Origin of the sequence: Sphingomonas sp. ACRSK (assembly GCF_022346685.1) — a bacterium.
GTDB lineage: Bacteria > Pseudomonadota > Alphaproteobacteria > Sphingomonadales > Sphingomonadaceae > Sphingomonas > Sphingomonas molluscorum.
Window position 1 is genome coordinate 79,682 of the sequence record NZ_JAKRNR010000004.1, and the last position, 21,232, is coordinate 100,913.

The following is a 21,232-nucleotide window of genomic DNA, read 5'->3' on the forward strand; positions in this document are numbered from 1 at the left end:
TGCGCGGGGCGGGTCCCCGAAGGGAGTGTCTGATTTTCTAGGAGAAAATGGTGCTGCCGGTGAGGATTGAACTCACGACCTCAGCCTTACCAAGGATGCGCTCTACCACTGAGCTACGGCAGCACACGCCGGCAGTTGCCAGCGGAGGGGCGCCTATGTGCGGGGCGCGGATGATTGTCAACCCGGCAGTGCGCGGTTTATGCGAAGCGCGATGAACGACCCCGAAAAACAGGCCCGGCTGGCGCAGGCGCTGCGCGACAATCTGCGGCGGCGCAAGGCACAGGCGCGCGCGGGGGAAGGGGCGCCTGCGCCCGTCGAGGAGCGCGCTGGCCGGTCGCAGGAGGATCGGGACGGCTGAAGAGGGCGGATACCCGACCCCGGTCACGCTAACGTTCGCCAGGGAGACGGGAGCATGCGTATCTCGGTCTCTCACCCGATCGGTGCGCACTTCTCCTCCAGCCAGGCGCGAGTGTCCGCATCCAGCAGCGGCGTGGCCCGACGCAGCGTCTCGGCGTGGTAGGCGTCCAGCCACGCGCGCTCGGCCGGGGTGAGGAGCGCAGGCTCGATCAGGCGCCGCTCGATCGGCACGAAGCTGGTCGTCTGGAACGCCAGCATGGTCGCATCGCCGCCCGCAGGCGTGTGCTCCACCACCAGCATCAGGTTCTCGATGCGGATGCCGTACTCGCCGGCCTTGTAATAGCCGGGCTCGTTGGAGAGCAGCATGCCGGCGCGCAGCGGCTCCAGCGGGCCGCCGCCCGGATAGGTCGGCTGGGCGATGCGTTGCGGCCCTTCGTGGACCGACAGATAGGCGCCGATGCCGTGGCCGGTGCCATGCGCGAAATCGAGGCCGGCCTCCCACAGCGGGCGGCGGGCGAAGGCGTCGATCTGCGCGCCCGTGGTGCCGTCCGGAAAGATCGCGGTGGCGACCGCGATGTGCCCCTTGAGCACGCGGGTGAAGCGGTCGCGCATCTCGGCCGTGGGCTCGGTGACCGGCATCACGCGGGTGATGTCGGTGGTGCCGTCGGCGTACTGCCCGCCCGAATCGATCAGGAACAGCTGGCCCGGCAGGATCGGCGCGTTCGATTCGTTTGTGACCTTGTAGTGCGGGCTGGCACCGTGCGCGCCGGTGGCGGAGATCGTCTCGAAGGATTCGTCCTTGAGCACGCCGGTTTCGGCACGGAAATCGTGGAGCCGCGCCGCGACGTCGAGTTCGGTCAGTGTACCGGCAGGGGCGGTTTCCTCGAACCACTTGAGGAAGCGCACCAGTGCGGCAGCATCGCGCGCCTGGGCGGCATGGTGGCCGGCGATCTCGGCCGGGTTCTTGATCGCCTTGGCCAATACCACCGGATCGCGCATCGGCAGCAGCATGGCCCCGCCCGCGTCGAGCGCGTCGAAGATCGCCGCGACCGCCCGCTCGGGATCGACGGCGACCCGCTTACCGGCAAGGTTGCGCAAGGCGGATGCGAACTCCGCCTTGTCGCGGACGCGCACGGCGTTGCCCAGGTGGCGGTGGACGTCGTCACCGACCTTGTCGGGCGCCACGAACAGTTCGGCGGTGCCGTCCTCGGCGACCAGCGCGTACGAGAGCGCGACCGGCGTGTGGGTCACGTCGGTGCCGCGGACGTTGAACGCCCAGGCGACCGAATCGAGCGCGGAGAGCACCAGCGCGTCGGCGCCCTGGGCGCGCAGCCAGTCGGCGATTTCCGCCCGCTTGTCGGCGGCGCTGCGGCCGGCGAGGGTGTCGGGCTGCACGGCCAGCGGGGCGTCGGACGGCTCCGGGCGGTCCGCCCAGAGCGCATCGATCGGATTCGCCGCGACGGGCACCAGCGTGCCGCCGCGCGGGGCGAGGGCGGCGGCGGTCCGTTCCACCCACTCGCGCGTGTGCAGCCACGGGTCGTAGCCGATCCGGCCGCCCTGCGGCGCATGGCCAGCGAGCCAGCCCGCCACGCTTTCCTGCGGCACTTGGGCATAGCTCCAGTCGGCGCCGTCGACCTGCTCGCGCACCTGCAGCGTGTAGCGGCCGTCGGTGAAGATCGCCGCGTCGCTGGACAGCACCACTGCGGTACCGGCCGAGCCCTGGAAGCCGGTGAGCCACGCCAGCCGCTGCGCATAGCCGCCGACATATTCGCTCATATGCTCGTCCGTCAGCGGCACGACGAACCCGTCGAGCCCTTCTTGCGCGAGCCGGGTGCGGAGGGTGGCGAGGCGTTCGGAATAAGCAGGCATCGGCAATCCATCTGGCGGTCGGGGCGGCGGCGGGGGATGCCCCACGGCTGCGGAAGGCCGTGCTGTGCCAGATTCAGCCGGTGGGCGACAGGGCCGCACCCGGACTCGGCTCACCGCTTGGGGGTTCATTCGCCCCGCCGGCTGCGATACCCCGCCCGCATGCCCGACGCGATCCAGATGCCGTCCGCCCTCCCGTCCATATGCAGGGGGCCGTGGCTGGCACTGCTCGCGGTGCCGCTCCTGGCCGCGTGCGGCGGCAAGCATTTCCGGCCGGTGAGCGACACGCCCGTCAAGATCGGCAAGCCCTATATGGTGCGCGGCATCCGCTACACGCCGGCGGAGGACCCGGACTATGACGCGGTCGGCTATGCCAGCTGGTACGGCAATGAGTCCGGCAACCAGACGGCGAACGGGGAGCGCTTCCGGCCCAAGGGGATCACCGCCGCGCACACCACCTTGCCGCTGCCGAGCTATGTCGAGGTGACGGCGCTCGACACCGGGCGCACTATCCTCCTGCGGATCAACGACCGCGGACCGTTCTCGCGCGGGCGCATCTTGGACCTGAGCCGGGGCGCGGCCGAGCAGCTCGGCATCCGCACGCAGGGCTATGCGGCAGTGCGTGTCCGCCGCGTCGAGCCGCCGGAAAAGGACCGGGCGCGGCTGCGCGACGGCAAGCCCGCGCGGGAGCGGCCCCGTGCCTCCGCAGTGGAGCTGGCGAACCTGCGCGAGCGGCTGGCGCTGGAGAGCGGGCGCTAGGAACGTCCTGGATCCCAACCAGCCGTGTACCCCGGCGAAGGCCGGGGCCCAGTCGCGATGGTCTGGCGGCGGCGCGTTGACGGTGAGGCTTTGCCAACTGGGCCCCGGCCTGCGCCGGGGTATGGAAAGGGAGCGGGGTGCTGCCCTTCATCCCTGTGCTCCTGCCTGCGCTGGAGCACGGTGGTTGTGGCGGAAATCGCTCCCCTCGACTTCACGGGCGTCCCGGCCCACATGGGCGGGCATGAACCACCCGACGCCCCCCATCGCAGAGCAGCGCCCCCACAGCTTCGAACGCCACGGCATCACCGTAGAGGACCCCTGGGCCTGGCTGCGCGACGCCAACTATCCGGAGGTCACCGATCCGGACGTGCTCGCCTATCTGGAAGCCGAGAACGCCTATTTCGAGACGGTGATGGCGCCGCACCAGCGGCTCACCGACGGGCTGTTCGAGGAGATGCGCGGGCGGATCAAGGAGGACGATGCCACCGTTCCGCAGAAGGACGGCGACTGGCTCTACTGGTCCGACTTCGAGACCGGCGGCGAGTATCGCCGCTGGTGGCGCAAGCCCGTGTCGGGCGGCGCGGACGAGCTTATCCTGGACGAGCCGGCGCTGGCCGCGGGCAAGGAATATTTCCGCCTGGGCGCGCTGTCGGTCAGCCCCGACGGCCGCTACCTGGCGTACGCGATCGACGACAATGGCTCCGAACGGTTTGAGGCGCGGGTCAAGGACCTGACCACCGGCGCGCTGCTGGACGACGTGATCCCGGGCACGCTTTCCGAGCTGGTGTGGGTCGCCGACTCCTCGGGCTTTCTCTACGGCCTCGCCAACGACCAGTGGCGGACCGACAATGCGCGGCTGCACCGCCTCGGCACGCCGATCGACCAGGACGTCGAGTTGTACCACGAGGCGGACGAGGGCTGGCGCGTGTCGGTGGGCGAGACCCAGTCGCGCCGCTTCCTGGTGATCTCCGCCGGCGACCACGTCACCAGCGAGGTCCGGCTGGTCCCCGCCGACGACCCGACCGCCGATCCGATCCTGGTGCGCGCGCGCCAGCCGCACGTTGAATATGATGTGGAGGAGCATGACGGCACGCTGTTCATCCACACCAACGACACCGATCCGAACTTCCGGTTGGTGACCGCACCGCTGGAGCGCCCCTCCGAATGGACCGAGCGCCTGGGCCCGAGCGGCCATTTCTACATGACCGGCGTCACCACCTTCGCCGATTTCTTCGTGGTCGAGGGGCGCGAGGACGGGCTCGATCAAATCTTTCTGCACCGCTACGAAGGGGGCGAGGGGACGCCGATCGCGTTCCCTGAGGCGAGCTATGTCGTGGGTCTGGGGGACAACCCCGAGTACGCCGTCGACAAGCTGAGGCTCGGCTATGAGTCGATGGTCACGCCGGGCACCGTCATCGAGTATGACGTCGCCACCGCCGAGCAGCGCGTGCTCAAGGTCCAGACCATCCCCAGCGGCTATGACGCGTCGAAGTACGCGACCGAGCGGCTGAAGATCACCGCCCGCGACGGCACGGAAGTGCCGGTGTCGGTGGTTTACCCCAACGGCTTCCCGCGCGACAGCACGGGCAAGCTCTACCTCTATGCCTATGGCGCCTATGGCTATGCGGTGCCGCCGGGCTTCTCGACCAGCCGCATGTCGTTCCTGGACCGCGGCGTTGCCTTCGCCATCGCGCACATTCGGGGCGGCGACGATCTCGGCCAGCAATGGTATCTCGACGGCAAGCTCGAGAAGCGCACCAACACCTTCAACGACTTCGTCGACGTGGCGCGTGGGCTCATCGAGCACGGCTTCACCAGCGAGGGGCAGATTGCCATCGCCGGCGGATCGGCGGGCGGCGAGCTGATGGGCGCGGTGGTGAACTCCGACCCCGAGCTATGGGGCGCGGTGGTCGCGAGCGTGCCGTTCGTCGACGTGCTCAACACGATGCTGGACGAGACGCTGCCGCTGACGCCGGGCGAATGGCCGGAGTGGGGCAATCCGATCGAGGACAAGGCGGCGTTCGAGCTGATCCGCTCCTACAGCCCATACGACAACGTCCGGGCGCAGGCGTACCCGCCGATCTTCATCTCGGGCGGACTGAACGATCCGCGCGTGACCTATTGGGAGCCGGCCAAATGGGCCGCGAAGCTGCGCTTCACCAAGACCGACGGCAACGTGCTGCTGCTCAAGACCAACATGGGTGCAGGCCATGGCGGCAAGTCGGGCCGGTGGGAGAGCCTGAAGGAAGCCGCCGAGGAGATGGCGTTCGTCCTGTGGCAACTCGGGGTCGAGGGCTGAGCCCTCGCGGGCGGAGCCGCGGCTCCGCCCGTCGGGGAGTGCGCCGCGCAGTTGCGGCGCGGGCGTCAGGCGGCCTTGGCGAACTCGGCGACGATCGCGCGGTCGTTGGCAGCAGTGGTCTTGGAGACCGGTGCGATGTGCGCGCCGACGGTCTGGTTGCGATAGGCGAAATACAGCGCGATCAGGCTGAACATGGTGGACCTCTTGGATGTTTGCTGCGGTGCAGCATCTGTCCCCATCCATGTGGCGTTTCGGCGCGATTGCAGCAAATGCAATGAACTTGCCGGCAGTTGCGCGGCGTGCATCTGAAAAATGGAGCGCGTGCGGGAGGTGCGTACCTCCGCGCGGGCCGGCCGATACGGGGACGACCGGCGCGCCGAAGGCGGCGCTCCCACTGAGGGTTACGCTTGGACTTGCAGGGGCGAGTAGCGCCCCGCGAAGCTCAGTCCCGCACGACTCGCGTGACGTGCCCCATCTTGCGACCGGCACGGACTTCGCGCTTGCCGTAGAGGTGGAGGTGGGCGCCGGGCTCGGCCATCAGCTCGGGCCAGGCGTCGGCGTCCTCGCCGATCAGGTTGGTCATCACCGCCTCGCGGCCCGTCATCCGCACGGGGCCCAGCGGCAGGCCGCAGATCGCCCGCACATGGTTCTCGAACTGCGAGGTTTCGGCCCCCTCGATCGTCCAATGGCCGGAATTGTGGACGCGCGGCGCCATCTCGTTGAACACCGGGCCTTCCGGGCCGCAGAAGAACTCCAGCGTGAGCACCCCGACATGGCCGAGCGCCTCCGCGACGCGGCCGGCGAGGGCCGCCGCCTCGGTCCATTGCGCGGCGACTTCCGCCGGGGCGGGGACGGTCGAGGTGTCGAGGATGCCGTCCTTGTGGACGTTGCACGCCGGCGGATAGCTGACCACCGCGCCGTCCGGGCCGCGCGCCAGGATGATCGAGAATTCGTGGGTGAAGGGAACGAACGCCTCGAGGATCGCAGGGCCGTCGCCAATCGCCGCCCAGGCGGCGTCCGCGTCCTCCGGCGCGGCAAGGCGGGCTTGACCCTTGCCATCGTAGCCGAAGCGCGTGGTCTTGAGGACCGCGGGGCAGCCGATGGTGGCGATCGCTGCGTCCAGCTCCGCACGGCTGGCGACCGCCGCCCAGCGGGCGGGCCGGCCACCGAGATCCTCGACGAAGCGCTTCTCCGCGACACGATCCTGCGCCACGCGGAGCGACTTGGAGGAGGGGTGGACCGGCACCTGTTCCTCGAGCGTCGCGATCGGCTCGGCGGCGATGTTCTCGAACTCGTAGGTGACGAGGTCGACCTGGGCGGCGAACTCGGCGAGCGCCGCGCCGTCGTCATAGGCGCCGCGGGTGTGCGCGGCGGCTACGTCATTGGCGGGCCCGGTATCGGGCGCATAGACATGGATGCGATAGCCGAGCTGGGCGGCGGCCATGCCGATCATCCGCCCGAGCTGGCCCGATCCGATGATGCCGATGGTGGCGCCGGGCGAGTGGGTCATTGCGGGTCGATCGCCACGCTGTCGGTCTGGGCGGCGCGCCAGGTGTCGAGGCGGGCAGCGAGCGCATCGTCGGAGACGGCCAGGATCGCCGCTGCCATCAGACCGGCATTGACGGCGCCGGCGCGGCCGATCGCGAGCGTACCGACCGGGATGCCGGCCGGCATCTGCACGATCGAGAGCAGGCTATCCATGCCGCTCAATGCCTTGGATTCCACCGGCACGCCCAGCACCGGGAGCCGCGTCATCGAGGCCGCCATGCCCGGCAGGTGCGCAGCGCCACCGGCACCGGCGATCACCACCTTGAGGCCACGTCCCGCCGCACCCTCAGCATAGTCGACCAGACGCCGCGGCGTTCGGTGCGCGGACACCACCTTGGTCTCGTGCGGGACGCCCAAGGCGTCGAGCACGTCTGCTGCATGGCGCATCGTCTCCCAATCGGAGGTGCTGCCCATGATGATGCCGACGAGAGGTTGGTCTGCCATCGCTGTCCCAAATGCGAGGAAGCCGGCTTCCTAGAGAGCGGCACGGCACCGGGCAAGGCCGGAAGCCCCGCCCGAGGTGCCACGCTGCGAAACGGCCTTACCGGTCGCGCAAATAGTAGCGGTCGGTCGCGTTGAGCGCCTCGTCGAGTTCATAGACCAGCGGCTGACCGGTCGGGATCTCCAGACTGGCGATATCCGCGTCCGAGATGCCGGACAGGTGCTTCACCAGCGCGCGCAGCGAATTGCCGTGCGCGGAGATCAGCACGCGCTTGCCGGCCTTGAGCTCGGGTACGATCCGCGCCTCCCAATAGGGCAGCACGCGCGCGATCGTGTCCTTCAGACTCTCCGTCGCAGGTACGGCGATGCCGGCATAGCGGCGATCGTTGCTGAGGTCATAGGGGCTTCCCGCCTCCGGCAGGGGCGGCGGGATGTCGAAGCTGCGGCGCCAGATCTTGACCTGGTCCTCACCGTGCTTGGCTGCGGTCTCTGCCTTGTCGAGGCCGGTCAGACCCCCATAGTGCCGCTCGTTGAGGCGCCAGTCCTTCTCGACCGGCAGCCACAGGCGGCCCATCGACTCCAGTGCGAGGTTGAGCGTCTTGATCGCCCGCGTCTGGAAGCTGGTGAAGCACTGGTCGAAGTCGAGGCCCTTGGCCGCCATCAGTTCGCCGGCCGCCGTCGCCTCGGCGATGCCCTGCTCGGTCAGGTTGACGTCCCACCAGCCGGTGAAGCGGTTCTCCAGGTTCCAGGCGGACTGGCCGTGACGAATGAGGACGAGGCTGGGCATCGGGGCTCCTTGGAAAAATGGGTACGGCAGGACGGGCGGATCAGAGCTCGTCGATCATCCCGGCAAGCGTGTCGAGGCAGGAATGCGCGAGCTTCTTGGAGCGCTCGGGCGACCAGCCGAACTCCGGATCGGGGTTCGCGTCATGGTCCTTGAACGGCATCTCCAGCGTCATCGACACCGCGCCGAAGCGTTCGGCGAGCTGGTTGGTCGACATGGACAGGTTCGCCTGGCCGGGCGCCGACTTCACATAGCCGAGCTCCAGCTGGAAGTCGGGCGTCGCCGCTGCCAGGCGCCGGCCATATTCGTAGAACTTCTCGCCATGCGGATCGGTCCAGGCGGGAATGCCCTCATACCCCGCCAGGAAATTGGCGGGGATCGCCTCGTCGCCGTGGACGTCCATCGCGAAGACGACGCCGGTCTCATCCATGGCGTTGCGCACGCACAGCACTTCGGGGCTGCGCTCGGGCGTCGGCGTATGCCACTCGCGGTTGAGGTTCACGCCGGCCGCATTGGTGCGCAGGTGGCCGCGGAAGGACCCGTCCGGATTCATGTTGGGCACCAGGTGCAGCGTCGCCTTTTCGCGCAGCGCCTGCGCGGTCGCGTCGTTCGGATCGACCAGCTTTTCCAGCGCGCCTTCCATGAACCATTCGGTCATCGACTCGCCCGGATGCTGGCGCGCGTAGAACCAGACCTGCTTGGGGCCGGTGCCGATCGTCAGGCAATCGATCGCACGGCCGTCCAGCGTCTGGCCCAGCTCGCGCACGGTGACGCCGGGCTCGCCACCGATTCGCGCCACCAGCGCGTCGTGCTGCTCCATCGTATAGGGTGCGAAATAGGCGAACCAGACGAGGTCGCTGTCGATCTCCGCCGTCCAGCGCATCACGCCATCGGCATAGTCGGTGTCGGCGACCTGCCGCCATGCCACGCGGTCGGTGCTCATCCGCGTGCGGTAGCCGGGCCACCCGAACGCATAGGCCGAGCCGCCTGCATTGGTGATGCGGAAGGTCAGCCGGCGCCCCTTGGCGCCGGCGACCCGGAAGTGGAACCATTGATAGAAGTCGGACTGGTGATCGCGCACGATCTCCAGGTTCAGCGTGTCGCCCTCGATTCCGGTGAGGCGGATGTTGCCGCTGTCGAAGGCGGCGTTGACGGTGATGCTCATTTGACCGTGGTAGTGATCCCCGACTCTCCGGGGAAGCCCTGGAACAAGGCGTTGGCGAGCTTGTCGGCCACCGTGATCGGCTGGCTCGACTCCTTGCCTTCGAGCGACTCGGTGACCGCACGGCCTTCCCACACGACCGTGTTGTCGGTCCGGCGGCGGATCTGCGCCGAAAGCTCCGATCCGATCACCGCCTGCTGGCGGCCGCCGCCGACGGGCAGGGTCACGCCGCCGCCTACGCCCACGCCCGAGCGCCGGCCGAAGCTGCCGCCGCCGGCGCCCAGGCCCACGGAAAAGGGTGCAGGCTTTTCCACATAGCCGCGGGTGGCACGCAAGAATGCGACCGAGACGACATAGCGCGAATCGCTGCTCACCGTGGTGCGCGTGGGCGTGAAGCCAAGGCGACTCAGTTCGCGCGAAACCGCGTCGGCATAGGTCTGGTACTCGGGGCTGATGGTCGCGTTGGTGCGGAGCGGCTCGATCGTGAAGCTGCCCGGCTCTACGGGCGAACCGAGGTGGAAGCGGGTCACATCGATCGGCGCGGCACGCTGGGTGGTCGCACAGCCCGCGGTAAGGCTTGCGATCCCTGCGGTAAGCGCCAGTACGAGCTTGTTCATGCCTTGGCTCCTGTGCGGCCCGAATCGTCGTGCCGTGTTCAACGCGCGGCTTGCCGCATCCGCTCCAATGCCGCCATCCTTGACTTGGAAGCCGTCAGCTTCTAGGCGGGCGCCTCTTTTTGTCAGCCCAAATTTCGAGAAGCGAACCCGGTCATGAAGATCGTCAACTCCCTGAAGTCGCTCAAGGATCGCCACCGGGACAACCGCGTGATCCGCCGCCGCGGCCGTATCTACGTCATCAACAAGACGAATCGCCGTTTCAAGGCACGCCAGGGCTGATCTTGCCGGTTCGGTGACGGTCGACGTGCCGAACCCGGTCAAGGCCGTCGTCTTCGACGTCGGCAACGTCCTCTACCATTGGGACCCTCGGTTCCTCTACGAGCGCCTGATCGACGACGATCAGGCGCTCGCGGCGTTTCTGCGCGACGTCGTGACGCAGGAATGGCATTTCCAGCACGATGCCGGCCGCCCCTTCGCCGAGACCTCGGCCGAGCTGATCGCGCGCTATCCGGAGCATGAGGCGCTGATCGCCGCCTGGGGGCCGCGCTTCAACGAAAGCATCGGCGGGCCCGTGCTCGGCATGGCCGGTATCGTCGCGGAACTGGATGCCGCCGGCGTGCCGCTCTACGCGATCACCAACTTCTCCGGCGAGTTCTGGCCGCCGTTCCGCGCGACCGCGCCCGAACTGTTCGACCGGTTCCGCGACGTGGTGGTGTCGGGCGATGAGAAGCTGGTGAAGCCGGATCCGGCGATCTACGCGCTGGCGCTGCGTCGATTCGGCTTGGCCAAGGGCGAGGCGGTGTTCGTGGACGACAACCTCGCCAACGTGGCCGCCGCCGATGCCGCGGGCCTTCGCGCGGTGCATTTCTGGGACGCTGCGGCTTTCCGCGCCGAACTGGTGCGGCTGGGGTTGCTACCCGAATAACAAGCACAGGCTCCTGCGCAGGCAGGAGCCTAGGGCCGCAGGCGCTGGCGCTCGCATACCCGGTGCTCCCGCTTTCCGGGAGCACCGGCTCGGCCTCAGGCCTTGTTCTTCTCGTAGTTCTTGAGCTCGTCGCCGATCAGCCGCACCACGTGCAGCACGTTGGTGGAGCCCGGCGTTCCGAACGGCACGCCGGCACAGACCACCACTCTGTCGGAGGCGCCGGCCATGTGGTGGCGCAGCATCATGCGCTTCGCCTTGGCGATCATCTCCTCGAACGACCCTACGTCGCGGGTGTGGACCGCGTGCACGCCCCACAACAGGCCGAGTCGCCGTGCGGTCTCCAGCTTCGGAGTCAGCACCATGATCGGCACGCCCGGACGCTCACGTGCGATTCGCCGAGCGGTCGAGCCGGAGATGGTGAAGCACAGGATCGCCTTGGCATCGACCGTGCGGGCGATGTTCTTGGCAGCTTCGGCGAGCGCGTCGGCGGTAGTGGGATCGGGACGCGTGATGGTGAAGTGGACGCGGTCGCCGTGGCCGGGATCGCGCTCCACCGAATTGGCGATGGCGTCCATCATCGCGACCGACTCGGCCGGCCACGAACCGGCGGCGCTTTCCGCCGAAAGCATGATCGCGTCGGCGCCGTCGTAGACCGCCGTCGCCACGTCCGACACTTCCGCGCGGGTCGGCGAAGGCGAGGTGATCATCGATTCGAGCATCTGGGTCGCGACCACCACCGGCCGGCCCAGGCGGCGGGCGGTCTCGACGATCCGCTTCTGGAGCGGCGGCACCGACTGGGGCGGCAGCTCCACGCCCAGGTCGCCGCGCGCGACCATGACGCCGTCGCACTGCTCGACGATCTCCTCCAGTCGGACGACGGCCGACGGTTTCTCGATCTTGGCGAGCAGCGCGGCGCGTCCCTGGATGAGCTTGCGGGCGTCCGCCAGATCCTCGGGCCGCTGGACGAACGAGAGCGCGATCCAGTCGACGCCCGCGTCCACCGCGAAGTGAAGGTCGCTGATGTCCTTGGGGGTCAGCGCCGCCATCGGCAGCACCACGTCCGGAACGTTCAGGCCCTTGTTGTTGGAGAGCATGCCGCCGACTTCGACCCGGGTCACGATGCGGGTGTCGTCATGCTCGACGACGCGCAGCACGAGCTTGCCGTCGTCCAGCAGCAGCCGAGCCTCCGGCGTGATCGCGGCGAAGATCTCCCGGTGGGGAAGCTCGACGCGCGTGGCGTCGCCCGGCGCGTCCGAGCGATCGAGGATGAACTGACTGCCGGTTTCCAGCATCACCTTGCCCTCGGCGAAGCGGCCGACGCGCAGCTTCGGACCCTGAAGATCGGCAAGGATCGTGGTGGGGCGGTTATATTCCTTTTCCAGCGCGCGAATCGCCGCGATCACCGGGAGTTTCGACGCCTGGTCGCCGTGGCTCATGTTGATCCGGAACGCGTCTGCACCGGCTTCGAACAGCCGGGCGATCATCTCCGGAGTGTTGCTGGCCGGGCCCAGTGTCGCGAGCACGCGGACTTTGCGCGAGCGGGGCGTAAAAGCCTTTGTCATCCTCGATCCTTGGTTTTCGAGCCACCGGCTCTACCTGTTCTTCGATCCGGATCAACCTTTGGAGGGCGTAAATGGCAGACATCGACCATCTTGATGACAGGATCGCTGCGACCGCGTTCCGGCGGCTGGTGCGCCATCTGCGCCATCGCTCGGACGCGCAGAACATCGATCTGATGGGGCTGGCGGGGTTTTGCCGGAACTGCCTGTCGGAATGGGTGGAGGACGCGAGCATCCGCGCGGAGCAGCCGATCGACCGGGAAACCGCGCGCGCGCTGATCTATGGCATGCCCTATGCCGAGTGGAAGGCCAGCCACCAGCCGCCGGTAACCGAGGCGCAGCTCGCGCGCATGCAGGAAAGCCTGGCGCGTAATCCGACCGACCTCGCCTGAACGCCGAACGAAGCGCGCGAGCCTCACGCACCGGTTGAGCGGTGGCGGGGGATCGCCTAGACGCCCCGGTTCACCACAGATTCCACAGGACCATCATGAGCGACAATATCTCCGCCGAGCAGCTGCGCCTTCTGATCGAGCGCATCGAGCGGCTGGAAGAGGAGAAGAAGGGCATCTCCGACGACATCAAGGACGTCTTCGCCGAGGCGAAGTCGACCGGCTTCGACGTTAAGACCATGCGCACCATCATTCGACTGCGAAAGATGGAGAAGCACCATCGCGAGGAGCAGGATATGATGGTTCAAACCTACCTGAGCGCCCTGGGGATGTAAGATTGCCGCTAACCGCCCGAGTACGGCCGATTCAATGCCTCTTCATAGCGCTTCAGCGCTATCGGGTCAGCGGATTTTAGATCACGTATCAAGGCCTTAGTTTCCTCAACGTGCTGCATAAACGTGAGGTGCGTACGAGCCATCAGATAGTTGATCGTCGCGGTCAGCCAGAACAGGCCAGACTCGATCTGGTCAAGTTCTTCGTCGCTGACCGCGAGATCACTTCCCGGCCGAGGATGCGTGATCCGATTCCGAATCGAAACGGCGTGTTGAAGGTCTGCCCAGCCGGAAACAGAGAACGCCACCTCTAGGTCCGGGCTGATATGTTGCGCTTGGGACGCTACCAGCCTGATAGCGGTTGGTAGCGGCACGCTTCGCTGCTGCAGCTGGACTCGCCCATTGTCCGACACGGTGTACGCCTGCTCGCGGAGCGCAAGATCGATGATAGGCGTGAGCTCGTCGATGTGGTCTAGCACTTTATGAACATGGTCGCGTGCGAGCCATGTAAGACCTTCCATCGCTGCTAGGCTGGCGCGCACGATGTCCCGGCGAGTGGTCTGGTCGTCCTTGACCCGAAGGCGTGTTTGCGCGGCGATCACGTCTTCAATCAGCAGCCGGATGAGCGCCGTCAATCGTCCCGCATCGTCAGCATTCTGCATGGCATCATGTGACCGCAATCTTCTGGCAAGAGCAAGGGTTGCTGAGGGCACTGGCGGACGAGTATGGCCGCTTCAGATCCCAAAAGAGGCATTCATGGCAGGCCATTCCAAGTTCAAGAACATCATGCACCGCAAGGGCGCGCAGGATAAGAAGCGCTCGGGCATGTTCTCCAAGCTCAGCCGCGAAATCACCGTCGCGGCCAAGATGGGTCTGCCGGACCCCGACATGAACCCGCGCCTGCGCGCGGCGGTGAACGCCGCCAAGGCGCAGTCGATGCCCAAGGACAACATCCAGCGCGCGATCGACAAGGCGTCGAAGGGCGATATGGAGAATTACGAGGAGATCCGCTACGAGGGCTTCGGGCCCGGCGGTGTGTCCCTCATCATCGAGGCGCTGACCGATAACCGCAACCGCACCGCCACCAACGTGCGCACCGCAGTGTCGAAGAACGGCGGCAACCTGGGTGCGAGCGGTTCGGTCAGCCACGGCTTCGACCGCGTGGGCCTCATCAACTATCCGGCAAGCGCCGGCGACGCCGAAAAGGTGTTCGAGGCGGCACTGGAAGCCGGTGCCGAGGACGTCACCTCCAGCGAGGACGGGCACGAGATCTGGACCGCACAGGGCGACCTGCACGAAGTCGCCAAGGCGCTGGAGCCGGTGCTGGGCGAGGCCGAGGGCGCAAAGCTCGCCTGGAAGCCGCAGACCATGGTCGAAGTGACCGAGGACGACGCTGCGACCCTGTTCAAGCTGATCGACGCGCTCGACGACGACGATGACGTGCAGACCGTGTGGGGCAACTACGAAGTCTCCGACGCGGTTATGGAGAAGCTCGGCTGATCATCCTGGGCCTGGATCCCGGCCTCGGCACCACTGGCTGGGGCCTGATCCGCGCGGACGGCAATCGCCTCAGCCACGTCGCCAACGGGCAGATCCGCACCGATCCGTCGATGCAGCTGCCCCGGCGCCTCTCCCACCTGTTCGGGGCGCTGGGCGAGGTGATCCGCACCGAGCGTCCCGAGAGCGCTGCGGCCGAGGAGGTGCTGGGCAACAGCAATGCGCAGTCGACGCTCAAGCTCGGGCAGGCGCGCGGCGTGGTGCTGCTCGCCGCCGCCACCGCGGGACTGGCGATCGGCGAATATCATCCGAGCGTGGTCAAAAAGGCGGTGGTCGGCACCGGCGGGGCCGACAAGCGCCAGATCCAGGCGATGGTCGGGCATCTATTGCCGGGCGTGAAGCTCGCCGGGCCCGACGCCGCCGACGCGCTGGCGGTGGCGATCACCCATGCGCATCACCTGGCGAGCGCCCATGCGCGCGCCCGACGGACGGGAGTGGGGGCATGATCGCGCATCTCAAAGGTCGGCTCGAGTCGACGGGCATCGACCACGCGGTGATCGACGTAGGCGGCGTCGGCTATCTGGTCGGCGCCTCGTCCCGCACGCTGCAGGCGCTGGGCGGGGTGGGCGAGCACGTCACCATCCACACCGAGATGCTGGTGGCCGAGGACTTCATCCGGCTGGTCGGCTTCGCCACTGCCGACGAACGTGACTGGTTCCGGTTGCTGACCGGCGTGCAGGGCGTGGGCGCGCGGGTCGCGCTCGCGATCCTGTCGGTGCTTGCCCCCGACGAGCTGCGCACCGCCATCGCCAAGGGCGACAAGGCCAGCATCGGCCGCGCCAATGGCGTGGGGCCCAAGCTAGCCCAGCGCATCGCCATGGAGCTGAAGGACAAGGTCGGCGGCATCGCGCCGGGCCTCGCGGGCGTCGCCGGTGCCACGATTCCGGCGGGCGGCGCGAGCGCCGACGCGGTTTCGGCGCTGCTCAACCTGGGCTTCAAGCCGGCCGAAGCGGCACGCGCCGTCGAGGCAGCGGCCGAGGAGGTCGGCGAGGGTGCCAGCCTCGATGCGCTCGTCCGCCTCGCGCTGCGCAAGGCGGCGCGATAGCGGCTGCGCTGGACGCCGCGGCCAGTGCGCGACAGGATGCCCATGCCTGAACGGGGGCGCTGCCCTCGGAAGGGCTGACGCACCAAAAGAAAGCACGGTCGAAATGGCGATGCATGCGATGATCCTTGTGGCGCTGCTTGCGACAAGCCCTGCGAGTGCTGAGGATGCGGCCGTGCGTCGACTGGTCGAGCGGTTCGAGGCGGCGCGCCTCGGGTTCGATCCTGCTGCGCTCGAAGAGACGCTTTCGCCCGAGTACGAAGAGATCTCGCCGGCTGGTGCTGTCGACTCTCGCGCGGAAGTCCTCGCCTTCTACGCGCCTGAGGCGAAGAAGCCTGCGCCGCCGATCCGGAGCGATGAAGTCGCCGTGCGATCGGCCGGGGACACTGCAGTGGTTACGTCGCGCATGTCGGTGATGCTTCCGGGCGGCGCGTCGCGTTCCATGCGCGTCCGCTATGTCGCGCATCGGTCCGGCGGCGCTTGGCGGCTGCTCTCGACGCAATACACGCCGATGCCGCCGGCAAGGACGCAGTAACCAAAAGCAACGCCCCGTCCCGTACCCCGGCGCAGGCCGGGGTCCAGGGCCAAGCAGAGCCACGGCTTGGGGCGCCTGGAACCCTGAGCTCCTGCCTGCGCAGGAGCACGGTAGAGGGGCCGCAAGGCCCGGACTACGCGTTCGTCAGAACAGCTTCAGTTCGACCACGCGTACCGGCCTTCCCGCTTGCGGGCGCATCCGCACCCGGACCGCGGTGGCGCGCAGCGGCGACCAGCGGGCGTTGGTGATGCCGTTGGCGAGCGGAGCGTCCTGCTCAGCCGTGACTTTCTGCCAGCGACCGTCGACCTGCGCCTCGATCGTGTAGCTTACCGGCGCGGCGTGCTGGGCATCGGCGAAGAAGGCGAGCTCGGCCGAAGAAAGCTCGGTTGGTTTGCCGAAGTCCACCTGCAGCCACGGTGCGCGTTCGCCGGCCTGGCTGCTCCAGCCGTGGTCGTTCTCCGGGAAGAACACCACGCGGCCGTCCACGGCGTCGTGGATGCGCTCGGGCGTGCCGCTCGACGCGCTCGGCTTGGGAAATTGCCCGCGGACCAGTTCGACCGCGCGGTCGATGCGGGTCGCGCGGGCAGGCGCGGCGCGGCGCGCGATGGGCACTTCGATCCGCTCGGCCTTGGCACTGCGTGCGACCTCCTGCCCGTCGACCAACACGCGCATGCCTGCACCCTGGCGGTAGTGGCTGCCGTCGGCGTCGTAGCGGATCGTCACCAGCCGCCCGTGATAGGGCACGTCCTGCAACTGGAACCACTGAAGGGTGTCCGGCCCGGTGCCGGCGGGTACCAGCGGGTGGACCTCCAGCACATCGTCCTCGCGCGGACGCAGGCCGACCAGCCCGGCGATCACCAGGTCGGTGAAGCCCGAGTGGAAATAATGGTGGCTGCGCGCCAGGCCGACGATCGGCTTGCCGGTGTCGGGATGATAATCCTCCTCCAGGTCGAGCCGGTCGCCCTGATAGTGGAGCTGCGCATATTGGCGCAGCAGGCGCAGATAGTCGGCGCGGGTGACGACGTTCTGGCGATAGTCGCGCAGCAGATTGGCCATGGCGGTCAGCGTCTGCGTTGTCTGGAACGGCCAGATGGGTCCGTTCCACTGGCATTCGGGCGCAGTGCCTTCGTAGCGATACTGCTGCATGTAGTGCGGGTAGCTCGGCTCCACCGTGCGCATGCCGAACGGTCCGCCTAGCCCCTGCGGCGACAGCAGGTGCTTCCAGGCGTTGGCGAAGCGTGGGTCGTTGCTCGGCAGGCCGAAGGTCCAGGGCACATAGCCGGCGAGCTCGCGCCCGCGGATCGGCTCCCAATACTTCACATGCTCGTTGTCGACCTTGTACCGGTCGATGAAGTGGCCGAGCTTCGGGCTCCACAGCGCTTCTTCGACGCGGGTGCGCAGCCGGTCGGCGCGTGCGTCATAGTCGGCGGCGGTCTTCGCATCCCCTGAAAGGGCGGACAGGCGGGCGATCGCGCGCGCGTTGGCGAACATATAGGCGTTGATCGACGGCCGGAACGAATCGCCCCCGCGAAACCCGTCCTTCCCGCCGGAGGCGTCGATCGACGAGATGGTGTACTCGGTCGCATCGAGCAGCGGTTCGATGAAGTAGAGCCCCTTGGTGAAGTCGAACTTGTCGTCCCACAGGCCATAGATGTGGCGCATCGCGGAAAGGTGGCGGACCGCATCGATACGGTCGCCGTCGACCAGGAAGCGCGCGTAGGTGGCATCCGCGATCGCTTCGCTGAAGTGCCGGTCGTTGCCGCCGTCCTGGTAGAGGAAGTCGATGTAATCGCCCGCATAGCGGCGATCGCGCAGCCAGCGGCCTTCGTAGAGGTGGAAGCCGGTCGCGTCGTTGAGACTCGCATAGGGTTCGCGCTGCCAGCCCACGTCGTCCATGAACTCGGTGCTGATATAGCCCTTTTCGCCCAGGTCGCGCTGGTGGGCGCGGAACAGCTGCCAGCGATAGTAATAGACGGCGTCGAGCTTCGGATCGGACGATTCGAACAGTGGGATATTGTCGCGATACCAGGGCGCGTCGTTGCCGAACCGGCCAGGCAGCACGGCGTCCGCATCGATCCGCAGCGCAGTCACGGCCGGCTGTTGCGGCGGCCCCGCCGTCGCACCGGCGCTCAGCAAGCCGGCTGCGCCCAGCAGCGCCAGCACCCGCACCGCGCGCCCGATGCGCGTCCCCTTCGTCCGGTTGATCGCCAAGCCTGCCTCTCCCTTTTTTGTCTGAGCAATGCTTAGGCGAAAGGAGACCGCTTAGACCAGCGGCGTCGGCAACGGCTTCCCCGCAAAATAGGCGTCGAGGTTGGCGAGCACCAGCGCGGCCATGGCGGCACGGCCGGCGACGGTGGCGCTCCCTTGGTGGGGGGCGAGCACGACATGGTCCATGTGGCGAAGCGCGCGCGGCACGTCCGGCTCGTTCTCGAACACGTCCAGCCCGGCGCCGGCGATCTGCCCCTCGGCGAGCGCCGCGATCAGCGCCGCCTCGTCCACCAGGCTGCCGCGCGCGACGTTGACGAGCACGCCGTCCGGGCCAAGCTCCGCAAGCACCTCGGCCCCGACGATGTGCTGCGTTTCCTCGCCGCCCGGGGCAGACAGGATCAGCACGTCCGAAGCGGCTGCCAGGGCGCGGATGTCGGGCAGGAACCGCCAGGGCAGGTCCGGCTTCGCATGGCGGGCGGTGTAGAGGAGCTCGGCCGCGAACGGCTCGGCGCGGCGTGCTATCGCACGACCGATGCGGCCGAGGCCGAAGATGCCGATGCGGCGGCCGCTCGCCTGGCGGCCGGGAGGGACCATCCAGCCGCCGTCGCGCACCATCCGGTCGTTGACGGCGATCCGCCGCTGCACCGCCAGCATGAGCGCGATCGCCTGGTCCGCGACGTCCTCGGTCAGCACGTCCGGCGTCGTCGTGACGCGAATGCTGCGGGCGCGGGCCGCCTCCAGATCGATGCCGTCATAGCCGACGCCGTTGATCGCGATGATCTCCAGCCGAGGCAGGGCCTCGATCATCGCGGCGTCGATGACGCTTGCGCCACCGGCGACGATGGCGCGGGTGTCCTCCGGACCGCCGCCGCGGTGGACGGTGAAGCGCTGCTCCAACTGCTCGATCATCTCGGATGCGAGCGGCGTCATGACGAACAGGGGCGGGAGATCGGTCATCGCGTCAGCCTAGCGGCGTGCGATGTGCCTCGACAGGGGGCGGGGTGCATCGGTACGGAACGAACCATGGACATCATCGATCCGAAGGCCGCAATCCCGTCCTCCATGGGGCCGGCAAGCCGATGAGCGATGCCGATCGCATTCTGACGCCCGCCCGGCGCGGCGAGGACGTCGACGCCGCGCTTCGCCCGCGTTCGCTGGACGAGTTCGTCGGCCAGAAAGCCGCGCGCGAAAATCTGCGCGTGTTCATCGACGCGGCGCGCTCGCGGGGCGATGCGCTCGACCATGTGCTGTTCTTCGGACCTCCAGGGCTCGGCAAGACGACGCTGGCGCAGATCGTCGCGCGCGAGATGGGCGTGGGCTTCCGCGCCACCTCCGGCCCAGTGATCGCCAAGTCGGGCGATCTGGCCGCGCTGCTCACCAACCTCGAGGACGGCGACGTGCTGTTCATCGACGAGATCCACCGCCTCAATCCGGCGGTCGAGGAGGTGCTCTATCCGGCGATGGAGGACCGCGCGCTCGACCTGATGATCGGCGAGGGTCCGTCGGCGCGATCGGTACGGATCGATCTGCCGCGCTTCACGCTGGTGGGCGCCACCACGCGCCAGGGCCTGCTGACGACGCCATTGCGCGACCGCTTCGGCATCCCGGTGCGGCTGCAATTCTACACGGTCGACGAGCTGGAGCGGGTGGTGACGCGGGCGGCCGGGCTGCTCGACCTGCACGTGGCGTCGGACGGTGCGCGCGAGATCGCCCGGCGCGCACGCGGCACGCCGCGCATCGCCGGACGGCTGCTGCGCCGCGTGCGCGACTTCGCCAATGTCGCGGGCGCCGAGACGGTCGACGCGCGCACGGCCGATGCCGCGCTCAACCGGCTGGAGGTCGACAACCAAGGGCTGGACGCGATGGACCGGCGCTACCTGACGATGATCGCCGACGTGTATCGCGGCGGCCCGGTTGGCGTGGAGACGCTGGCGGCGGGGCTTTCCGAGCCGCGCGACACGATCGAGGAAGTGATCGAGCCCTATCTGATCCAGATCGGCATGGTCGCGCGTACCGCACGCGGGCGCTGCCTGAACTCGGCCGGGTGGAAGCACCTCGGCATCGAGCCCCCGGTGAACACGCAGGACGGCCTCTTCGACTAGGCGCCGGGCGGCGGCGATCGCGTCCGTCGCCAGGTCTGGCGCGAGCGGAACCAGGAGCCTCCCCCGCGCGCTGGAACGATCCACCGGCTCGCAGGCGCCGGCGGCGAGGAGAGAGGCGATGGCGGACACGGAACAGGCGCCCGGCAAGACGGCGCTGCTGATCATCGACATGATCAACGCGCTCGATTTCGAGGATGCGGCCCCGTTGCAGGAGGCGGCGGAAGCGGCTGCGGAGCCGATCCTGTCGCTGCGCGCGGCGGCCGACGCGGCGGGCGTGCCCGTCATCTACGTCAACGACAACAACGGCGAATGGCATTCCGAACGCTCGCGCCTGGTCGAAAACGTGACGGAGAGCGATGCGCCGGGGCGCGAGCTCACCCGCAAGCTGGCGCCCCGCAAGGACGATTACTTCATCATCAAGCCGCAGTTCTCCGGCTTCTACTCGACCAACCTGCCGGTGCTGCTGCCCAAGCTGGGGGTCAGCCGGCTGATCCTGACGGGGGTGGCCGCCGACATTTGCGTGCTGTTCACCGCCGCGGACGCGCACATGCGGGCGTACGACCTGTGGGTGCCCGAGGATGCCGTCGCCAGCAGCGATCCACAGCGCACCAAATGGGCGCTGGAGATCATGCGCAACAGCATGGATGCGGAGATCGGTCCCACCCGCGAATGCTCGCTCGCCGACTGGATCGCCAAGGCGGAGTGACCAAGGAACGCGGCTGGGCTGCGCTCGTTTGAACCCCCACGCGC

Annotated in this window: 24 protein-coding genes and 1 tRNA gene; 13 read left to right on the forward strand and 12 right to left on the reverse strand. The window is 68.1% G+C overall.

Annotated elements, in window-relative coordinates; genetic code table 11:
* Positions 1–48: 48 nt before the first annotated feature.
* A tRNA-Thr gene (locus MHZ35_RS03365) sits at positions 49–123 on the reverse strand.
* 88 nt (positions 124–211) lie between these two features.
* Between MHZ35_RS03365 and MHZ35_RS03370 the strand changes: the two genes are divergently transcribed.
* Entirely contained in the window at positions 212–358 is a 147-nt protein-coding gene (locus tag MHZ35_RS03370; protein ID WP_239434384.1) for a hypothetical protein, read from the forward strand.
* 71 nt (positions 359–429) lie between these two features.
* On the opposite strand, the gene MHZ35_RS03375 is transcribed toward MHZ35_RS03370, so the two are convergent.
* Complete coding sequence (locus MHZ35_RS03375; RefSeq protein ID WP_239434385.1) at positions 430–2,226, reverse strand: aminopeptidase P family protein; 1,797 nt, start codon at positions 2,224–2,226, stop codon at positions 430–432.
* 177 nt (positions 2,227–2,403) lie between these two features.
* Here MHZ35_RS03375 and MHZ35_RS03380 point away from each other — a divergent pair, with 177 nt between their 5' ends.
* Complete coding sequence (locus MHZ35_RS03380) at positions 2,404–2,982, forward strand: septal ring lytic transglycosylase RlpA family protein (protein ID WP_239434459.1); 579 nt, start codon at positions 2,404–2,406, stop codon at positions 2,980–2,982.
* Between the two features lie 241 nt (positions 2,983–3,223).
* Positions 3,224–5,281 carry a S9 family peptidase gene (locus MHZ35_RS03385; RefSeq protein ID WP_239434386.1) on the forward strand — a complete coding sequence of 686 codons (2,058 nt, stop codon included), beginning with the start codon at positions 3,224–3,226 and terminating at the stop codon, positions 5,279–5,281.
* A gap of 65 nt (positions 5,282–5,346) precedes the next feature.
* Here MHZ35_RS03385 and MHZ35_RS17980 read toward each other — a convergent pair whose 3' ends face one another.
* The 6 genes from MHZ35_RS17980 to MHZ35_RS03410 all read right to left on the reverse strand — a co-directional run bounded on the left by MHZ35_RS17980 (position 5,347) and on the right by MHZ35_RS03410 (position 9,833).
* Positions 5,347–5,475, reverse strand: coding sequence for a hypothetical protein (locus tag MHZ35_RS17980; RefSeq protein ID WP_272695160.1), 129 nt, complete (start codon positions 5,473–5,475; stop codon positions 5,347–5,349).
* 248 nt (positions 5,476–5,723) lie between these two features.
* Positions 5,724–6,791 carry a 5-(carboxyamino)imidazole ribonucleotide synthase gene (locus MHZ35_RS03390; protein WP_239434387.1) on the reverse strand — a complete coding sequence of 356 codons (1,068 nt, stop codon included), beginning with the start codon at positions 6,789–6,791 and terminating at the stop codon, positions 5,724–5,726.
* Positions 6,788–7,273 (reverse strand): 5-(carboxyamino)imidazole ribonucleotide mutase, encoded by a 486-nt coding sequence (gene purE / locus MHZ35_RS03395; RefSeq protein WP_239434388.1) that lies wholly within the window; start codon positions 7,271–7,273, stop codon positions 6,788–6,790. The genes MHZ35_RS03390 and purE overlap by 4 nt, the downstream gene beginning before the upstream one ends.
* Before the next feature lie 97 nt (positions 7,274–7,370).
* Positions 7,371–8,057, reverse strand: coding sequence for a 2,3-diphosphoglycerate-dependent phosphoglycerate mutase (gene gpmA / locus MHZ35_RS03400; protein WP_239434389.1), 687 nt, complete (start codon positions 8,055–8,057; stop codon positions 7,371–7,373).
* Between the two features lie 40 nt (positions 8,058–8,097).
* Positions 8,098–9,219, reverse strand: coding sequence for a M14 family metallopeptidase (locus MHZ35_RS03405; protein ID WP_239434390.1), 1,122 nt, complete (start codon positions 9,217–9,219; stop codon positions 8,098–8,100).
* Positions 9,216–9,833, reverse strand: coding sequence for a DUF4136 domain-containing protein (locus MHZ35_RS03410; RefSeq protein WP_239434391.1), 618 nt, complete (start codon positions 9,831–9,833; stop codon positions 9,216–9,218). The genes MHZ35_RS03405 and MHZ35_RS03410 overlap by 4 nt, the downstream gene beginning before the upstream one ends.
* Positions 9,834–9,986: 153 nt before the next feature.
* Between MHZ35_RS03410 and ykgO the strand changes: the two genes are divergently transcribed.
* On the forward strand, positions 9,987–10,112 hold the full coding sequence (ykgO, locus tag MHZ35_RS03415) for a type B 50S ribosomal protein L36 (protein WP_055755695.1): 126 nt from the start codon (positions 9,987–9,989) through the stop codon (positions 10,110–10,112).
* Positions 10,113–10,125: 13 nt separating this feature from the next.
* Complete coding sequence (locus tag MHZ35_RS03420) at positions 10,126–10,758, forward strand: HAD-IA family hydrolase (RefSeq protein WP_239434392.1); 633 nt, start codon at positions 10,126–10,128, stop codon at positions 10,756–10,758.
* A gap of 95 nt (positions 10,759–10,853) precedes the next feature.
* Here the strand turns inward: MHZ35_RS03420 and pyk are convergent, their stop codons facing one another.
* Positions 10,854–12,320 (reverse strand): pyruvate kinase, encoded by a 1,467-nt coding sequence (gene pyk, locus MHZ35_RS03425; protein ID WP_239434393.1) that lies wholly within the window; start codon positions 12,318–12,320, stop codon positions 10,854–10,856.
* A gap of 71 nt (positions 12,321–12,391) precedes the next feature.
* On the opposite strand from pyk, the gene MHZ35_RS03430 reads away from it, so the two are divergent.
* Together MHZ35_RS03430 and MHZ35_RS03435 are read left to right on the forward strand one after the other, a co-directional pair.
* On the forward strand, positions 12,392–12,709 hold the full coding sequence (locus MHZ35_RS03430) for a DUF1244 domain-containing protein (protein ID WP_239434394.1): 318 nt from the start codon (positions 12,392–12,394) through the stop codon (positions 12,707–12,709).
* Between the two features lie 95 nt (positions 12,710–12,804).
* Positions 12,805–13,041, forward strand: a complete 237-nt coding sequence (locus MHZ35_RS03435) for a DUF2312 domain-containing protein (protein WP_239434395.1) — start codon at positions 12,805–12,807, stop codon at positions 13,039–13,041.
* Between the two features lie 8 nt (positions 13,042–13,049).
* On the opposite strand, the gene MHZ35_RS03440 is transcribed toward MHZ35_RS03435, so the two are convergent.
* Positions 13,050–13,700, reverse strand: a complete 651-nt coding sequence (locus MHZ35_RS03440; RefSeq protein WP_239434396.1) for a hypothetical protein — start codon at positions 13,698–13,700, stop codon at positions 13,050–13,052.
* Positions 13,701–13,794: 94 nt separating this feature from the next.
* Between MHZ35_RS03440 and MHZ35_RS03445 the strand changes: the two genes are divergently transcribed.
* The 4 genes from MHZ35_RS03445 (at position 13,795) to MHZ35_RS03460 (ending at position 16,172) form a co-directional block, all read left to right on the forward strand.
* Entirely contained in the window at positions 13,795–14,538 is a 744-nt protein-coding gene (locus MHZ35_RS03445; protein ID WP_125959345.1) for a YebC/PmpR family DNA-binding transcriptional regulator, read from the forward strand.
* On the forward strand, positions 14,535–15,041 hold the full coding sequence (ruvC, locus tag MHZ35_RS03450; RefSeq protein ID WP_229362807.1) for a crossover junction endodeoxyribonuclease RuvC: 507 nt from the start codon (positions 14,535–14,537) through the stop codon (positions 15,039–15,041). Before MHZ35_RS03445 ends, ruvC begins: the two co-directional genes overlap by 4 nt.
* Positions 15,038–15,640 (forward strand): Holliday junction branch migration protein RuvA, encoded by a 603-nt coding sequence (gene ruvA / locus MHZ35_RS03455; RefSeq protein WP_132883343.1) that lies wholly within the window; start codon positions 15,038–15,040, stop codon positions 15,638–15,640. Before ruvC ends, ruvA begins: the two co-directional genes overlap by 4 nt.
* Before the next feature lie 172 nt (positions 15,641–15,812).
* Complete coding sequence (locus MHZ35_RS03460; RefSeq protein ID WP_239434397.1) at positions 15,813–16,172, forward strand: nuclear transport factor 2 family protein; 360 nt, start codon at positions 15,813–15,815, stop codon at positions 16,170–16,172.
* Between the two features lie 144 nt (positions 16,173–16,316).
* On the opposite strand, the gene MHZ35_RS03465 is transcribed toward MHZ35_RS03460, so the two are convergent.
* Together MHZ35_RS03465 and MHZ35_RS03470 are read right to left on the reverse strand one after the other, a co-directional pair.
* A complete protein-coding gene (locus tag MHZ35_RS03465) occupies positions 16,317–18,383 on the reverse strand; it encodes an MGH1-like glycoside hydrolase domain-containing protein (RefSeq protein ID WP_239434398.1) in 2,067 nt (688 codons plus the stop codon).
* Between the two features lie 51 nt (positions 18,384–18,434).
* The gene (locus MHZ35_RS03470) at positions 18,435–19,337 is read right to left on the reverse strand and encodes a 2-hydroxyacid dehydrogenase (RefSeq protein WP_239434399.1); all 903 of its coding nucleotides are present in this window, start codon (positions 19,335–19,337) and stop codon (positions 18,435–18,437) included.
* A gap of 122 nt (positions 19,338–19,459) precedes the next feature.
* Between MHZ35_RS03470 and ruvB the strand changes: the two genes are divergently transcribed.
* On the forward strand, positions 19,460–20,482 hold the full coding sequence (gene ruvB, locus MHZ35_RS03475; RefSeq protein WP_129343185.1) for a Holliday junction branch migration DNA helicase RuvB: 1,023 nt from the start codon (positions 19,460–19,462) through the stop codon (positions 20,480–20,482).
* Between the two features lie 118 nt (positions 20,483–20,600).
* A complete protein-coding gene (locus tag MHZ35_RS03480) occupies positions 20,601–21,188 on the forward strand; it encodes a cysteine hydrolase family protein (RefSeq protein ID WP_125959339.1) in 588 nt (195 codons plus the stop codon).
* Positions 21,189–21,232: the final 44 nt, after the last annotated feature.

What these genes read in the sequence shown, in the direction of transcription:
- MHZ35_RS03370 (WP_239434384.1), top strand. Translation starts at nt 212, where the DNA reads ATGAACGACCCCGAAAAACAGGCCCGGCTGGCGCAGGCGCTGCGCGAC.
- MHZ35_RS03375 (WP_239434385.1), bottom strand. Translation starts at nt 2,226, where the DNA reads ATGCCTGCTTATTCCGAACGCCTCGCCACCCTCCGCACCCGGCTCGCG.
- MHZ35_RS03380 (WP_239434459.1), top strand. Translation starts at nt 2,404, where the DNA reads ATGCCGTCCGCCCTCCCGTCCATATGCAGGGGGCCGTGGCTGGCACTG.
- MHZ35_RS03385 (WP_239434386.1), top strand. Translation starts at nt 3,224, where the DNA reads ATGAACCACCCGACGCCCCCCATCGCAGAGCAGCGCCCCCACAGCTTC.
- MHZ35_RS17980 (WP_272695160.1), bottom strand. Translation starts at nt 5,475, where the DNA reads ATGTTCAGCCTGATCGCGCTGTATTTCGCCTATCGCAACCAGACCGTC.
- MHZ35_RS03390 (WP_239434387.1), bottom strand. Translation starts at nt 6,791, where the DNA reads ATGACCCACTCGCCCGGCGCCACCATCGGCATCATCGGATCGGGCCAG.
- purE (WP_239434388.1), bottom strand. Translation starts at nt 7,273, where the DNA reads ATGGCAGACCAACCTCTCGTCGGCATCATCATGGGCAGCACCTCCGAT.
- gpmA (WP_239434389.1), bottom strand. Translation starts at nt 8,057, where the DNA reads ATGCCCAGCCTCGTCCTCATTCGTCACGGCCAGTCCGCCTGGAACCTG.
- MHZ35_RS03405 (WP_239434390.1), bottom strand. Translation starts at nt 9,219, where the DNA reads ATGAGCATCACCGTCAACGCCGCCTTCGACAGCGGCAACATCCGCCTC.
- MHZ35_RS03410 (WP_239434391.1), bottom strand. Translation starts at nt 9,833, where the DNA reads ATGAACAAGCTCGTACTGGCGCTTACCGCAGGGATCGCAAGCCTTACC.
- ykgO (WP_055755695.1), top strand. Translation starts at nt 9,987, where the DNA reads ATGAAGATCGTCAACTCCCTGAAGTCGCTCAAGGATCGCCACCGGGAC.
- pyk (WP_239434393.1), bottom strand. Translation starts at nt 12,320, where the DNA reads ATGACAAAGGCTTTTACGCCCCGCTCGCGCAAAGTCCGCGTGCTCGCG.
- MHZ35_RS03430 (WP_239434394.1), top strand. Translation starts at nt 12,392, where the DNA reads ATGGCAGACATCGACCATCTTGATGACAGGATCGCTGCGACCGCGTTC.
- MHZ35_RS03435 (WP_239434395.1), top strand. Translation starts at nt 12,805, where the DNA reads ATGAGCGACAATATCTCCGCCGAGCAGCTGCGCCTTCTGATCGAGCGC.
- MHZ35_RS03440 (WP_239434396.1), bottom strand. Translation starts at nt 13,700, where the DNA reads ATGCAGAATGCTGACGATGCGGGACGATTGACGGCGCTCATCCGGCTG.
- MHZ35_RS03445 (WP_125959345.1), top strand. Translation starts at nt 13,795, where the DNA reads ATGGCAGGCCATTCCAAGTTCAAGAACATCATGCACCGCAAGGGCGCG.
- ruvA (WP_132883343.1), top strand. Translation starts at nt 15,038, where the DNA reads ATGATCGCGCATCTCAAAGGTCGGCTCGAGTCGACGGGCATCGACCAC.
- MHZ35_RS03470 (WP_239434399.1), bottom strand. Translation starts at nt 19,337, where the DNA reads ATGACCGATCTCCCGCCCCTGTTCGTCATGACGCCGCTCGCATCCGAG.
- ruvB (WP_129343185.1), top strand. Translation starts at nt 19,460, where the DNA reads ATGAGCGATGCCGATCGCATTCTGACGCCCGCCCGGCGCGGCGAGGAC.
- MHZ35_RS03480 (WP_125959339.1), top strand. Translation starts at nt 20,601, where the DNA reads ATGGCGGACACGGAACAGGCGCCCGGCAAGACGGCGCTGCTGATCATC.